The sequence below is a fragment of the Pedobacter endophyticus genome (assembly GCF_015679185.1).
In the GTDB taxonomy this organism is placed as follows: domain Bacteria; phylum Bacteroidota; class Bacteroidia; order Sphingobacteriales; family Sphingobacteriaceae; genus Pedobacter; species Pedobacter endophyticus.
The window spans coordinates 2,930,367-2,945,391 of sequence record NZ_CP064939.1 but is presented as its reverse complement, the minus strand read 5'-3'; the positions used below and the strand labels follow the sequence as shown (position 1 = coordinate 2,945,391).

Annotated in this window: 13 protein-coding genes; 8 read left to right on the top strand and 5 right to left on the bottom strand. The window is 40.7% G+C overall.

Annotated features, from left to right (window positions below; all coding sequences use genetic code 11):
- The first annotated feature begins 100 nt into the window (after positions 1–100).
- Positions 101–1,840 carry a M14 family metallopeptidase gene (locus IZT61_RS11950; protein ID WP_196097136.1) on the top strand — a complete coding sequence of 580 codons (1,740 nt, stop codon included), beginning with the start codon at positions 101–103 and terminating at the stop codon, positions 1,838–1,840.
- Between the two features lie 4 nt (positions 1,841–1,844).
- Positions 1,845–2,453 carry a rhomboid family intramembrane serine protease gene (locus IZT61_RS11945; protein WP_196097135.1) on the top strand — a complete coding sequence of 203 codons (609 nt, stop codon included), beginning with the start codon at positions 1,845–1,847 and terminating at the stop codon, positions 2,451–2,453.
- A gap of 55 nt (positions 2,454–2,508) precedes the next feature.
- Here IZT61_RS11945 and IZT61_RS11940 read toward each other — a convergent pair whose 3' ends face one another.
- Positions 2,509–3,474: a hypothetical protein gene (locus IZT61_RS11940; protein WP_196097134.1), complete on the bottom strand. Its 966-nt coding sequence runs from the start codon at positions 3,472–3,474 to the stop codon at positions 2,509–2,511.
- Positions 3,475–3,994: 520 nt separating this feature from the next.
- Here IZT61_RS11940 and glmS point away from each other — a divergent pair.
- Positions 3,995–5,833 (top strand): glutamine--fructose-6-phosphate transaminase (isomerizing), encoded by a 1,839-nt coding sequence (gene glmS / locus IZT61_RS11935; RefSeq protein ID WP_196097133.1) that lies wholly within the window; start codon positions 3,995–3,997, stop codon positions 5,831–5,833.
- Between the two features lie 73 nt (positions 5,834–5,906).
- Here glmS and IZT61_RS11930 read toward each other — a convergent pair whose 3' ends face one another.
- Both IZT61_RS11930 and mutY read right to left on the bottom strand, forming a co-directional pair.
- Positions 5,907–6,350: a single-stranded DNA-binding protein gene (locus tag IZT61_RS11930; RefSeq protein WP_196097132.1), complete on the bottom strand. Its 444-nt coding sequence runs from the start codon at positions 6,348–6,350 to the stop codon at positions 5,907–5,909.
- Positions 6,351–6,406: 56 nt separating this feature from the next.
- Complete coding sequence (gene mutY, locus IZT61_RS11925; protein ID WP_196097131.1) at positions 6,407–7,468, bottom strand: A/G-specific adenine glycosylase; 1,062 nt, start codon at positions 7,466–7,468, stop codon at positions 6,407–6,409.
- 164 nt (positions 7,469–7,632) lie between these two features.
- Here mutY and IZT61_RS11920 point away from each other — a divergent pair, with 164 nt between their 5' ends.
- The 3 genes from IZT61_RS11920 (at position 7,633) to IZT61_RS11910 (ending at position 10,662) form a co-directional block, all read left to right on the top strand.
- Positions 7,633–7,935, top strand: coding sequence for an HU family DNA-binding protein (locus IZT61_RS11920; protein WP_131556207.1), 303 nt, complete (start codon positions 7,633–7,635; stop codon positions 7,933–7,935).
- A gap of 10 nt (positions 7,936–7,945) precedes the next feature.
- Positions 7,946–8,821: a tetratricopeptide repeat protein gene (locus IZT61_RS11915; protein ID WP_196097130.1), complete on the top strand. Its 876-nt coding sequence runs from the start codon at positions 7,946–7,948 to the stop codon at positions 8,819–8,821.
- A gap of 290 nt (positions 8,822–9,111) precedes the next feature.
- A complete protein-coding gene (locus IZT61_RS11910) occupies positions 9,112–10,662 on the top strand; it encodes an Rne/Rng family ribonuclease (protein WP_196097129.1) in 1,551 nt (516 codons plus the stop codon).
- A 96-nt stretch (positions 10,663–10,758) separates the two neighbouring features.
- Here the strand turns inward: IZT61_RS11910 and IZT61_RS11905 are convergent, their stop codons facing one another.
- Positions 10,759–11,745, bottom strand: a complete 987-nt coding sequence (locus tag IZT61_RS11905) for an alpha/beta fold hydrolase (RefSeq protein WP_196097128.1) — start codon at positions 11,743–11,745, stop codon at positions 10,759–10,761.
- A gap of 159 nt (positions 11,746–11,904) precedes the next feature.
- Positions 11,905–12,501, bottom strand: a complete 597-nt coding sequence (locus tag IZT61_RS11900) for a GIN domain-containing protein (protein WP_196097127.1) — start codon at positions 12,499–12,501, stop codon at positions 11,905–11,907.
- Positions 12,502–12,830: 329 nt separating this feature from the next.
- Between IZT61_RS11900 and IZT61_RS11895 the strand changes: the two genes are divergently transcribed.
- Together IZT61_RS11895 and namA are read left to right on the top strand one after the other, a co-directional pair.
- Positions 12,831–13,820, top strand: coding sequence for an aldo/keto reductase (locus IZT61_RS11895; RefSeq protein WP_196097126.1), 990 nt, complete (start codon positions 12,831–12,833; stop codon positions 13,818–13,820).
- A 75-nt stretch (positions 13,821–13,895) separates the two neighbouring features.
- Entirely contained in the window at positions 13,896–14,975 is a 1,080-nt protein-coding gene (gene namA / locus IZT61_RS11890; protein WP_196097125.1) for an NADPH dehydrogenase NamA, read from the top strand.
- Positions 14,976–15,025 lie beyond the last annotated feature (50 nt).

The following is a 15,025-nucleotide window of genomic DNA, read 5'->3' as shown; positions in this document are numbered from 1 at the left end:
TCTCTCAACTCACATTTGGCAAGTAAAACTGTGGCTAAAATCTCCGTTACATCTGCAGCAAATAGGCCGATATGCCTGCCCCATTTGCTATCTTTACCACATGAAGAAATTTTTCATACTAACGCTTCTTACATTCGCGGTAAACGCCTGGGCGCAAAAAACGCCTTTCGAAAATAGCGGCAAAACAGAAACTGCTACATACGGCGCAGCAATAGCTTATTACGAAGCTTTAGCGGCAAAATATCCTAAAGCTCGGCTGCTTACCTATGGAACTACCGATTTCGGTAAGCCCTTGCACCTACTTGTACTCTCTGACAGCAAAATTTTTGATCCGCTTGCAATCAGTAAAGAAAATAAGCGTGTACTATTGATTAATAACGGCATTCACCCGGGCGAACCTGAGGGTATAGATGCCTCAATGATGCTGGCCCGTGATTTGTTGAAAGCTGATAAATTGCCAAAAGATGTGGTAATTTGCATTATTCCTATTTACAACATCGATGGGAGCTTTAATCGCAGTAGTACATCGAGGGCTAACCAAAATGGGCCTGTTGCTTACGGTTTTCGGGGGAATAGCAAAAATTACGATCTAAACAGAGATTTTATCAAAACCGATTCAAAAAATTCGGCGGCCTTCCAATTAATTTACAATACCTGGCAACCGGAAATTTTCGTTGATACGCATACAAGCAATGGGGCAGATTATCAATATGTAATGACCTTGATTCCCACGCAAAAAGACAAGCTCAACCCCGTGCTGTCGAAATACCTTACTCAAACGCTTGTGCCCGATTTGTACTCGGCAATGGAGCAGAAAGGGTACCCAATGATACCTTACGTTAATTCGATTGGCGAAACACCCGAAACAGGAATCACGGGTTTTATCGAATCGCCGCGTTACTCTACAGGTTATACTACGTTGCACAATACCATCGGGTTTATGCCCGAAACGCACATGCTGAAATCTTATCATTTGCGTGTAGATGCTACTTACAAACTTCTGGAGGCCTACGTTAAAATTGTAGAGCGAGATGCGAAATTGATCGGGGAAAACAAGCTGAAGGCTGACCAAGCTGTAGCCCAACAAAAAACATTTGCGGTCGATTGGAAACTGAATGAATCGGAAGTGCACGATTTGCCCTTTAAGGGTTTTGAAGCCGGACAAAAGCCAAGCGCAGTTAGTGGGGCCGATAGATTATATTACGACAGAACAAAACCATACACAAGAACGATTAAGGAGTGGAATAAATTTGAACCGTTAACCACTGTTGAAAAGCCAGTTGCATACATCATTCCGAAAGCATGGGACAGGGTGATTGCTCTATTGAAATTGAACAATGTGAAACTTGCAGCGTTAAAAACTGACGCCAAAATTGCTGTTGAGAGTTACTATATTAACGATTTAAAAACCAGCAGCAGGCCGTACGAAGGGCATTATTTGCATTCGGCAGTTAAAGTAAGGCCGGTTAAGCAAACTTTGCAGTATTATACCGGCGATGTTGTGGTGTATGTAAACCAACCTGGCAACCGCTACATTGTAGAAACCCTGGAGCCCCAAGCCACAGATTCATTTTTTAACTGGAACTTCTTCGATTCCGTCCTCGATCAGAAAGAACATTATTCGGCTTATGTTTTCGAAGATACGGCAGCCCAGTTGCTTAAAAACGATTCCAATCTAAAAGCTAAATTAGAGGCCAAAAGAGCTGCAGACCCCGAATTTGCAAAGAATGCGGCCGCACAGCTTGATTTTGTCTATAAAAATTCTGATTATTACGAAAAAACACATAACCGATATCCAGTTGCACGTTTGGTAACAGATGTTAAACTCGATCTAAAATAACTAAATGGAATATTTCAATATAGCGCCCGTCGCCTCACTAATTTTTGTTTTTACCGTAATTACGAGCTTATATGCCTTTTACGATAATACACTTTACGGCAAGTTTATGTTGCATCCGTACAGTGTTTCGCGTGGCCATAAGGTTTGGACGGTGATTACAAATGGTTTTATTCATGCCGATTGGATGCACCTCATTTTCAATATGTTTACTTTCGTAGCCTTTGCCTTTACATTGGAAAGGCTAATGGGAAGCTGGCAGTTCGGCCTGTTATACTTTTTAACGTTGATATTGAGCGATTTACCAACCGTTTTTAGATACAAACATAATTTTAACTATAACAGTTTGGGTGCATCTGGCGCAGTTAGTGCCGTGCTGTTTAGTTATATCCTTTTTAACCCTTTGGCTAAGCTGCTCATTTTTCCTATCCCGTTCGGAATTCCTGCGCTCGTTTTTGGTCCGCTTTATCTTATTTACTGTGCTTATGCTTCGCGAAATGCCAGAGACGGAATTAACCACGATGCCCATTTTTATGGCGCTTTAACCGGGCTAATTTTTACCATTCTTTTTGTGCCAGGCATTTTGCAAAACTTTATAACGATTTTATTCAGGTAATATCCGATTATCGAAAAAAATACTCATAAAAAAGGGGCGTTATTCGAAGATCAGACTATCCTGCAATCGGCAAACAAGGTTTTTCGAAGAAACTCATTGGATTGTTCGGGTCTTTTATGATCTCAAACTTTACATAGCCCCAGGGTTTCCAAAAGTTTTCCAAAACCTGCGCATATATTTTATGCTGCCAAACATCAAATAAAGGCTTACTTATATTGCCCCTCAGTGGCATTGCTTCAATGTAAGTTGTACCTTCAACCGGCATAAACGTATATTCGGGCAAACGATTAAAAAGATAAGCAGAATAATAAAAACGAGCCGTTAACTCTTCAAATTGCTCAGCAGTTAATTTCTTGCCCTTAATCTCATTTAAAATCTCGCCGTGATAGCGTTTATTTGTTCCATTATCTTGCAAACAGGCAATGATGCCAAAGTTTTTCATTTTTAGCGAAAACGTCAATGTGTTTATCTCATCGCGGAAGCTGAAAGGCGTTTTCTCATCCGCTAATTCAACTACAACGATAGACCATGGCGTAAAATCCTCAAACTCAATGCTGGTATACAAATTCTGCATCATGAAATTAAGATTGGCGAACTTCATCATCAGCGATTGCGACATGTTCAGGCCGTCGGCAGTCATTTCTTTGCGCAAAGCGGCGTGCATCTCGATATAAATAAAGCCGTACAAAAATTTGCCAATCCAGTTGAACAAATCCAGTTCCGGCATCGCCGAAACCGCATCGAAGCCTTTGTCAAATGCACGTTCAATCTTTTCTTCCAGTGGATTTAAAAACTGCTCGTTAACCTCGTTGTTTAGCGGAATAACAAGCGTATTGTACGAACGGATGCTTTCATCTAAAAATTGAATTTGCTCCTCGCCCGTTAAGCCAGCCTGTTGCAGTAACCAAGTAGGCAAAAGCGGAACCTGCGTAATAGGAGAGTTAAATGTGTTGCCACTTAAAAAGCATTTTTTGTATAAAAAATCGAAGTGTTTAAAGGGGTTGTATAAGCCGGTATTCATCGGCACAATATTAGTTATTATATATTTACGCTTTTTTACGATGTTTTATTTTAACGTTGCGATTACACGGCAGAAGCGAGAGCGCAGTGTCGTTCAGTTAACACAACGGATGTCAGTCTGAGCGGAGTCGAAGACTTTTTTTATAGGATAAATCTATTAACATCTGCCCTTCGACTCCGCTCAGGGAGACAATGTTATTAGTTTTATTCTTAATCAAAAGATATTGAGCGGGAGCGGGACTGCAGGCCGCCAATGATTACTGAGCGTTGTTTTCAAAAAAGAAGGTGTTTTGATAATTCTGCCCTTCGACTCCGCTCAGGGAGACAATGATCTTAGTTTTATTCTTGATTAAAAGATATTGAGCGGGAGCGGGATTGCATGCCGCCAATCATTACTGAGCGTTCGTTCCCGATCAGCTTGATTTACAACATCTTTTAAACGGCGATTTAAATTTTTATTCTAAAATCATCTAAGTCAAACGTTTGTTTAGTATGTTTACAAAATCAAATAATTAAACCTTATGTGTGGAATCGTAGGCTATATTGGCTACAGAGAAGCTTGGCCGATCGTATTAAAAGGCCTTAAAAGATTAGAATACCGCGGTTATGATAGCGCAGGTATTGCATTAATGACTGATAGCGGGCAACATATTTATAAAAAGGCAGGTAAGGTGGCGGTGCTTGAAGATTTTGCCGAAACAGCCGATAAATCTGGAACCGTTGGCATGGGACATACTCGTTGGGCAACCCACGGTGTTCCATCTGATAGGAATTCGCACCCCCATACCTCTAACGATGGTCGCTTATCCATTATTCACAACGGAATTATCGAAAACTACGCCACTTTAAAGGAAGAGTTAACGCAACGTGGACATACCTTTAATAGCGATACCGATACCGAGGTTTTGATTCACCTGGTTGAAGAAATACAAAAGAACGAAGAAATAGATTTGTTAGAGGCTGTACGATTAGCGCTTCACGAGGTAATTGGTGCTTATGCCATTGTGGTTATGGACATTAATAATCCCGACCGCTTAATTGCAGCCAGAAAAGGTAGCCCAATGGTAATTGGCGTGGGCAAAGGCGAATATTTTATTGCCTCAGATGCTACACCGATTATTGAATACACAAAAAACGTGATCTATTTAAATGACAATGAAATCGCTTTAATTACCAGAGACGATTTATTGGTTAAAAGATTGGATAATGTAGTACAGACCCCTTTTGTTCAAGAACTGCAATTGCATTTGGAAATGCTTGAGAAAGGTGGTTTCGATCATTTTATGCTAAAGGAAATTTACGAGCAGCCGAGATCTATTAAAGATTGTATGCGTGGCCGTATATATCCCGAGGAAGGCAAAGTTCAGCTTGGTGGAATTAAGGAGTTTGCAGAAAAGCTGAAAAATATCGACCGGATTATTATTGTTGCCTGCGGAACCTCGTGGCATGCAGGTTTGGTTGGAGAATATTTAATTGAGGAATACGCCCGCATACCTGTTGAGGTTGAGTATGCATCAGAATTCAGGTATCGCAACCCGATTATAACCGAAAAAGATGTAGTTATCGCCATTTCACAATCGGGAGAAACTGCCGACACCATGGCCGCAATTGAGATGGCCAAAGAACGTGGTGCAACCATTTTTGGTATCTGCAACGTTGCTGGTGCATCCATTCCACGGTTGAGCCATGCCGGTGTTTACACACACGCCGGTCCTGAAATTGGCGTGGCCTCCACAAAGGCATTTACCGCACAGGTAACGGTTTTAACCTTGATGGCCTTTTACATGGCACAGCAAAAAGGTACAATAACCACGTCAAAAATGACTGAACTACTAACTGAGCTTGACAACATTCCTGATAAAATTCAAATTGCTCTCGAATCTAACGACCTGATACAAGAGGTTGCCGATAAAATAAAACATTCTACCAATTGCTTGTTTTTAGGCAGAGGAAGCGGTTTCCCGGTTGCGCTGGAAGGTGCGTTGAAACTTAAAGAGATTTCTTATATCCATGCAGAGGGTTATCCTGCGGCCGAAATGAAGCACGGGCCAATTGCCTTGATCGACGAGGAAATGCCGGTAGTATTTATTGCAACCAAAAACTCATCGTACGAAAAGGTAATCAGCAATATTCAGGAAGTAAAAGCCAGAAAGGGAAAAGTTATCGCCATTGTAACCCAGGGCGATACCGAAGTGAAAAAAATGGCCGATTATTGTATCGAAATCCCAGATGCGAATGAAGCATTTTTACCACTATTGGCAACTATTCCGCTTCAATTATTATCGTATCACATTGCAGTAATGAGAGGGTGTAACGTAGATCAACCCCGAAACCTTGCCAAATCGGTAACAGTTGAGTAAATAAAATAGTCCTGCTTTTAATCGAGCAGGACTATTTAAGTTTTGAAGTACGGTTATTCATTAAAGTAATCGATTAGAAAGGCAAATCGCCATTTTCGTCTGATGGATTAATCGTAAATTCATCATGAATCTTTTGCTCCGAATTTTGCTGTACCTGAGCGACTGGGGTGGCTCCTGTTTCGAAATCGCTTTTTCTGCCCAACATGGTAAAGTTTTCGGCAACAATTTCGGTAACATACTTTTTTACTTTTTCTTTATCTTCAAAAGAGCGGGTTCGCAGCTTGCCTTCTATGTATACCAGTTTACCTTTTTGCAGGTACTTAGATGCCACTTCGGCAAGGCCACGCCATAGCACAATGTTATGCCATTCTGTTTGTTCTACTCTTTTACCATCCTTGTTGTACGTTTCTGATGTGGCTAATGGAAAACTCGCAACGGTAACGCCACCCTCTAAATGACGCACTTCGGGGTCTTTACCTAAATGGCCCACTAAAATAACTTTGTTAATGCCCGACATAAATATTTTTGGTTAGTTGTTTCGTCTATTTAAATGAACTTCGCTAAAATGGTCAGTTACTCCACCTTATCTGTTAAAAAGTAGTTCTGAAGAAAATCATGAATAACTTTTGGTTGCGGTAACTCATCTAAGTTACTTAAAGAAACCCATTTAAGTGTCTTTTGTTTATTAAAGTTAAATATATAATTCTTTAATCCAAAAAAATGAACGTGGATAATTTGATGTGTTAGTAAGTGCTTTTTTACGCTCAAAAGGTCAAATTCGGCATCCGGTCCGAAAACTTGTTTAACATGTGTTATAAATCTGGCATCGAGCAAATTAGGTAATTCGGTTGTTTCAATGCTGGGGAAGTCGTACAGATGCTGCCAAATATCCCCAGCCTGTCGCTCTCTCATTAGGATATTATCGTCGTGCTTGCAAACAAAATAACTTAGAAACCGATGCCTGGGTTGCGCTTTCTTGATCTTAACGGGCAAGTGCCCAACCAGATTGTTGTTAAAGGCGTGGCAGCCCATCTGCAGCGGGCAAATGCCGCAATTTGGCGATTTAGGCTTACATTGCATTGCGCCGAACTCCATTATCGCCTGATTGTATAACGCAGGATCGTTTTTATCAAGCAGATCGTTCGCCAATGAAAAGAACTCCTTTTTTCCGGCGGTAGAATTTATGGGCGTTTCCACACCAAAATACCGGGCCAGTACCCTAAATACATTTCCATCAACTACCGCCCGGGGCTCGCCTGCCGAAAATGACGAAATTGCCGCCGCTGTATATTCGCCGATTCCCTTCAACTTTATGAGCTCATCGTGCACATTTGGGAAGATTCCACGATGGTGTTCTACCACAAATTTAGCAGTTGCATGCATGTTTCTTCCTCTCGAATAATAGCCAAGCCCCTGCCATAGCTTTAATACCACGGTTTCAGTTGCACTGGCAAAGTCGCTCACCGTTGGGAAGTGTGCTAAAAATTTATTGAAGTAAGGCAGCCCTTGCTCAACCCTCGTTTGCTGCAGTATAACCTCTGATAACCAGATGGTATACGCATCTTGTGTATGCCTCCACGGTAAATCTCTTTTGTTGATCTGGTACCACTTTATCAATTCATTTTGGAATGTCATCACTGCAAATTACGGCGTAATAATTGGTTTTTAAAAAAACTTGCAATCCGGTGATACCATCGGCAATAAAAAAATCATCTTTTATTTTCCTATCTCATTAAAAAGCAATACTTTTGCAACCCCAAAACAGTTATAATATTAAAAAACAAAATATATAAATAAATATGACTAAGGCAGATATTATTTCAGAAATATCAACAAAAACCGGAATTGAGAAGGTTGATGTACAGGAAACAGTTGAGGCATTTTTCAAGGTTATCAAAACCAGCATGATTGGCGGTGAAAATGTATACGTTAGAGGCTTCGGAAGCTTTGTTGTTAAAAAGAGAGCGCAAAAAACTGCGAGAAATATCTCCAAAAACACTGCAATAATTATCCCCGAACATTTCGTTCCTAGCTTTAAACCAGCAAAAGTATTTGTTGACAAAGTTAAAAGCAACACAAAAAAAATTAGCGTAGAAGCTTAATTCTTATCTTATGAACAGCAGCATCAGGTCAAAACAAATCATCATCGTTGGAGCGATTTTATTGCTTGCTGCTTTCCTGTTTACAAGAGACATTAAAGGTTTGGTAAAACCAACAGAAGAAAACGGCAAAATGCCATCTACCGGTCAAATGGCCGGTGGCGAATCTGCTTCTTCTGCTGTTTTGAGCATCGAAACTACCTCTACTGCCGCAAAAAATGTACTGAATAAAAATTTAGCTACTGATATTATTGCTTTAGAAAATAGTTACAAAGGTGCTACAGGTACTGAAAAAACCGAACTTGCAAAACAATTAGCCCAAAAATGGGATGATGTAGAGCAAATTACTCCATCGGCACTTTATTTAGAAGTGGTTGCACAAAACGAGCCATCATCAAAAACATGGTTGGCAGCGGGTAACCAGTTTATAAAGGCTTTTGAAAGTACACAAGATAGCCTGGCCCAACCTGCTTTATTGCAGAAAGCCAATGCATCTTACAAAAATGCGTTAGAAAAAGATTCTACAAACATTGAGGCCAAAACAGGCTTAGGTGTAACCATAGTAAACGGTTTAGGTGCACCAATGCAAGGTATTGCAATGTTGCTCGAAGTGGTTGCTAAAGAACCTGAAAATGTTAAGGCAAACATGAATTTGGGATTGTTTTCTATCAAATCGGGGCAGTTTGACAAAGCGATTCCACGTTTTAAAACGGTAATCGCCGAAGCACCAACGCCCGAAGCTTATTTCTATTTAGGCACAGCTTATGAGAATTTAGGCAGAAACAAAGAAGCAGTTGATGCTTATTTAACCAGCAAAAAATTAGCGGCCAACCCAACCTTATCTTCTTTTATTGATAAGAAAGTGGCTGAACTAAAGAATAAAAATTAATTAACAGATTAATAAAAACATTTAAAACTTAAAACTATGCCAAGCGGTAAAAAAAGAAAAAGACATAAAATGGCTACCCACAAACGTAAAAAACGTTTAAGAAAAAACAGACATAAGAAAAAATAATTTCTTGTTTTGATAGAAGCCCTTTAAACCTCATGGTAAACACTATGAGGTTTAAAGTATTTATATGGATTTTTTTATTCGCATATCTACAGGGGCAATATCAAGTTTTTTTTCTCGTATACTATCCATTTGTTAATAGGCGTAAAGCCTTAAATCTGTAGCTGTTGGTAAAAGAATTAATTATCAATTCGACTCCTGCCGGAGTTACCATAGCGTTGATTGAAGATAAGCAGCTTGTTGAGCTTCACAAAGAACAAATTAACAATAACTACGCCGTAGGCGACATTTATTTAGGACGCATAAAGAAAAATATGCTCGGCCTGAATGCTGCGTTTGTGGATGTAGGTTATGAAAAAGATGCATTTTTGCACTATTTCGATTTGGGGCCTCAAGTACAATCTTTAATTAAGCTAACAAAGATTAAGCGTAATGGTTCGGGTACAGGCACATTATTAGAAAATTTAAAGCTCGAAGCCGATATCAACAAGGCAGGCAAAATTTCTGATGTGCTTACTAAAAACATGCTCATACCTGTACAAATTGCCAAAGAGCCAATTTCTACAAAAGGGCCACGTTTAAGTTCCGACCTATCAATCGCCGGCAGGTATGTGGTACTGGTGCCATTCTCCAATACCATATCCGTATCAAAAAAAATAAAAAGTAATACCGAACGTAATCGCTTAAAGAAGATTATTGAAAGTATTAAACCTCAAAATTTTGGGGTAATTATCAGAACTGTTTCTGAAGGCCGTGGAGTTGCCGAAATGCAAAAAGATCTGTTGGATTTGATTGCCAAATGGGAAAACTTCACCAGAAAACTGCCTACCGCCGAACCTTCCAGAAAGGTGTGGGGAGAAATGGACAGATCATCAACGTTAATTCGTGATATTCTGAACCCTGATTTTACAAACGTTTACGTGAACACCCCCGAGTTGTTCGATGATATTCGTTCTTATGTGCACGATATTTCGCCAGAAATGGAGAAAATTGTAAAGCTGTACAAACAGAAAGAACCGATTTTCGATCACTTCGGCGTAGAAAAGCAGATTAAAAATGCTTTTGGTAAAACGGTAAACTTGCCAGGTGGTGCTTACCTGGTTATAGAGCACACCGAAGCACTGCACGTTATTGATGTAAACAGCGGAAACCGCACGGCCAGTAAAGAAAACCAAGAGGAAAATGCTTTACAGGTAAATAAAGAAGCGGCCAAAGAAATTGCCCGTCAATTGCGATTGAGAGACATGGGCGGCATTGTGGTAATCGATTTTATCGATATGCACAAGGCAACAAACCGTAAAATGCTATTCGACTATTTGCGTGAGCTGATGTTGTTGGATAGAGCTAAACATACCATCTTGCCGCCGAGCAAGTTCGGTTTGGTGCAAATAACCCGGCAACGTGTTCGTCCGGAAATGAATATTGTTACGGTAGAGAAATGCCCCGCCTGCGATGGGACCGGGGAAATTAAAGCGAGTATCGTTTTGATGGATGATATTGAGAATAACCTTAATTATATTTTACGTGAGCAAAATGAAAAAGGTGTAACGCTTTGCGTCCATCCTTACATTGAAGCTTACATTACCAAAGGTTTTTTAAGCCTCCAACGCCGTTGGTTTTTTAAATATGGCCAATGGATAAAGGTTAAGGCGCAGTCATCGTACCATTTAACAGAGTTTCACTTCATCTCTTCAAAGGATGAAGAGATTAAATTATAACTCAAAACATTGCCACAAAGCCCGAATCTAAAAATTCGGGCTTTGTGCTTTAATGACTTTTTGACGAGCGTGCAAGCCGCATTGAAAGAGCAATTATTAGAGGCTACCCGTAAGTGCGAGTAAAAACTCCGTCGGAACTTCTATATGCGGGATGTGGCCGCAGGCGTCGAATTCGATAATTTTGGCTCCGGGAATTTTCGCGGCCGTCTGTTTGCCCAAAAACCTGTATTGCCCATGTATTGCCTGCTGGTCGGCCGATAGCAGCCCCTTGCCAACGATGGTTTTGTCTTCCTTTCCAATAAATAATACCGTAGGTACTTTAATATTTTGAAATTCGTACACCACAGGCTGTTCGTAAATCATGGTAAAAGTCATAGCCGCTACCTTGGCCCACCGCGGGTAATCTGCGCTCAGTGTTACTCCGCCCGCTACACTCACCAGATACTCATATTCGGGTTTCCAATAGGTAAAATACGATGATTGATAGTATTTTCTTACGCTTTCGGCAGTAGTTTTAAGTTCAGTTTTGTATTGTTGTTCAGTGGTAACATACGGTACAAACGTTTTATAATCCTCTAAACCGATGGGATTTTCGAGCAAAAGTTTTTCCGTTTTATCAGGATACATCAGCGCAAAGCGAGTAGCCAGCATTCCGCCCATGCTATGTCCCAGCACTACCGCCTTTTGAACGCCCAGTGTATCCAGTAACTGTTTATTCCAGGCGGCCATTTGATGGAAACTATAATGAATAAACGGTTTTGACGATTTGCCAAACCCAATTTGATCGGGAACGATAACACGATAGCCAATAGCAGTTAACGCCTTAATTACATTGCCCCAATAATAGCCACCAAAGTTTTTTCCGTGAAACAAGATTGCAGTTTTGCCGTTAGCCGCTTTAACGGGGGCGACATCCATGTACGCCATTTTAATATCCTGCCCTTCTGTGTTGATAGGCATATATTTGATAGGGTAGGGATATTTAACGTTTTCTAATGTAATAGAAAGTGTATCAAGTTTTTGCGCCTGCAATTGCGTTGAAATAAAAATGCAGCATGTAAATAGTAAGAAAATCTTTTTCATGAAATAAAGTTAGTAGGTGCTTAAAATAACCAAAAAATATTGTTTTTGTTTATAAACGTACAGTTACACATACTGGTATTAAACAGAAGCGGCTTTCTGATCTCTTCAGAAAGCCGCTTCGTTGATAAATGTGCGTTATGATTGGTGCAAATTAGCCGGTTATTTAGCTACAACTACAGTTTCAATTGCTTTTTCGAGGCTGTTGGTATGTGTTTTTAAAGCGGCAAACTTGTCCATGGTTAGTTTTTGTGTGTCACCCATAACTAAAGTATGATCATTTGTAGAACCGCTTAACTTTAAATCGGCATGGTCTTCGATAACGGTGTACAAACCTTCTGTTTTAGTATCAATATCTGCATGGGCGTTGTCGTTTAAAAAGATTTGAAGAAACTGTGTGTTTAATTTACCGTCGGTTTTTACAAGCGCGTTTTCAGAAGCCTGAATGCGGAAGATGTCAGTTACATAAACAACCACCTTTGTTAGTTCGTTGCTTGTTGATGAGATTTTAAGGTTGTCGCCATCTTGCATCACTTTTGCACTGCCATAATTATCGTCGGCATAAGCAACGCTTGATCTGCTGCCCTGAACGATGGTAAGTTCTACATTTCCTTTTACAGAGATTTTTCTGAAGCTGCTTACTTTTGATTTTTTTATCGGAGCGATTTCAGTTGCAGATACGGTTGGTACAATTACAGCTGTAGATAAAACGATAGCTGTTAATGAAGTTGCGATTAAGGTTTTGATTGAGGTTTTCATAATTTCTTTTATTTAATAGTGAATTAATTTGCTGTAATATTTTGTTGTTGTTTTTGTAGATAAGACGCCAACAAGCGATAAACGTTGCAAGCGTTTTGCCACCTTTATACCACCGAGTTGTAATACTCGACGAACAGGCGTTAATTCAAGACGAAACCACTAACATTATAACCTCTTTGTAAAATCTAAAATATTATTCGCTGCTGCCAAACTTCGTTTATACTTGGATTGTATGTTTGTATATCGGCATGCATTCATATCGCTGTGCATGGATTAGTCTATTCGCTTCACGCAAGACATGCGATATATAAAAGCTTAAACATATAATTATGGAATATAGAAAAATTGGAAACTCAGACCTTGAAATGTCTGCAATTACGTTTGGCGCCTGGGCTGCCGGGGGCTGGATGTGGGGAAGCACCGACAGAAATGAAGCCATTGAAGCCATACAAGCAGGTTATGATCTTGGCGTAACATCAATTGACACTGCACCGATTTACGGGCAGGGGGAAAGCGAGGAAATTGTTGGCGATGCAATAAAGGACATTTCCAGAGACAAGCTTCAGCTGGTAACCAAATTCGGCATGCGCTGGGACCTCGAAAAAGGCGATCTTGCCTTTAAAAGTAAGGATAATAACGGCAAGGATATCGATATTTATAAGTATGCAGGTAAAGAAAGCGTGATTTACGAATGCGAACAATCGTTGAAACGATTAGGAACAGATTATATCGACCTTTACCAAATTCACTGGCCAGATAGTACAACGCCAATAGACGAAACTTTTGAAGCGGTTGCCCGCCTGGTAGAGCAGGGAAAAGTGCGCTACGCCGGTGTTTGCAATTATAACGTTGACCAGTTGCAAAAAGCCAATGAAACAATCGAAATCGTATCAAACCAGATTCCTTTTAGCATGGTAAACCGCGGTGTAGAAAAGGAAACCGTTCCATATTGCATCGAAAACAATAAGGCCGTTTTAGCCTACAGCCCAATGGAACGCGGTTTGTTAACAGGCAAAATTACCGTTGATTACCATTTTGAGGAAGGCGACCACCGTAAAGGAAATCCGTTTTTTAAACCAGAAAGCATAGAAAGAACAAATGCCTTTTTAGCCAGGATTAAACCTTTGGCCGATGAAAAGAACGCCAGTTTATCGCAACTGGTTTTACGTTGGACAATTGAGCGCCCGGGGATTACCATTGCCTTGGTAGGTGCCAGAAATAAGCAGCAATCGGTTCAAAATGCCAAGGCTATCGACGTAAAGCTTACTTCGGATGAAATTCAGTTTATTAATGATGAATTAAAAACAGCAGGATTTTAATACCTTGGTCACTTCGGTCGAAAAACCAATCTTTTTGTTAAGCGTGGTTACGGTTTAAAAACAGATTTAAATTATATGTCAAAATTATTCTCTCCTTTTACTATTAGGGATGTTACCTTAAAAAATAGAATTGTAATCTCTCCGATGTGCCAATATTCGGCAGTGGACGGCTTTGCCAACGATTGGCACCTCGTTCACCTCGGAAGCAGGGCGGTTGGTGGTGCAGCTTTAATTATTCAGGAAGCCACGGCAGTGACGCCAGATGGCCGGATAACCTATGCCGACCTGGGCATCTGGAAAGATGAACACGTTGATAAATTGAAACAGATTGTTTCTTTTATTCACAATAATGGCGCTGTTGCTGGCATTCAGCTGGCACATGCCGGCAGAAAGGCAAGCTGCGACCTGCCCTGGAATGGCGGCGAACAACTGGCCGATGGCGAAAATAGCTGGAAGCCTGTAGGGCCATCGCCCATTCCCTTTAAGCAGGGGCAGGTGGAGCCGCACGAATTGAATATTAAAGAAATTCAAGACATTGTGTTCGCTTTTAGGGCCGCTGCAAAAAGAGCTTTGGAAGCAGGCTATAAGGTAGTAGAGATCCATGCCGCACACGGATATTTGCTTCACGAATTTTTTAGCCCATTGAGTAACAAACGAACTGATATTTATGGTGGAAGTTTCGAAAACCGAATCCGGTTGGTAATCGATGTGGTTGAAGCCGTTCAATCGGTTTGGCCGGAAAACCTGCCGCTTTTCGTTCGCATTTCGGCAACGGACTGGACGGAAAACGGATGGAATGAAAACGACTCGTTACAACTGGCTGCTGTGTTAAAAGATAAAGGCGTAGATTTGATTGATACTTCTTCGGGTGGAAATGTTCCGGATGCTTTTATTCCGGCCGGACCAAATTATCAGGTTCCCTTTGCAGATAAAATTAGAAACGAAATTGGAATTTATACCGGCGCCGTTGGCATTATAGTAAAGGCCGAGCAGGCAGAGGAAATACTGGAGCAGGAGCGGGCCGATTTGATCTTCATTGCCCGAGAATCGCTTCGCGACGCTTACTTCCCTCAGCATGCCGCACAGGTTTTAGGCGATGATACGGAGTGGCCCAATCAATACGTGCGAGCAAAAAGAGAAGTTGTTAAAAAGTAGAGCAAATAGTCATCCAATCTGGCGCAAGCGTCTCGCTTGTGCCTATTTAA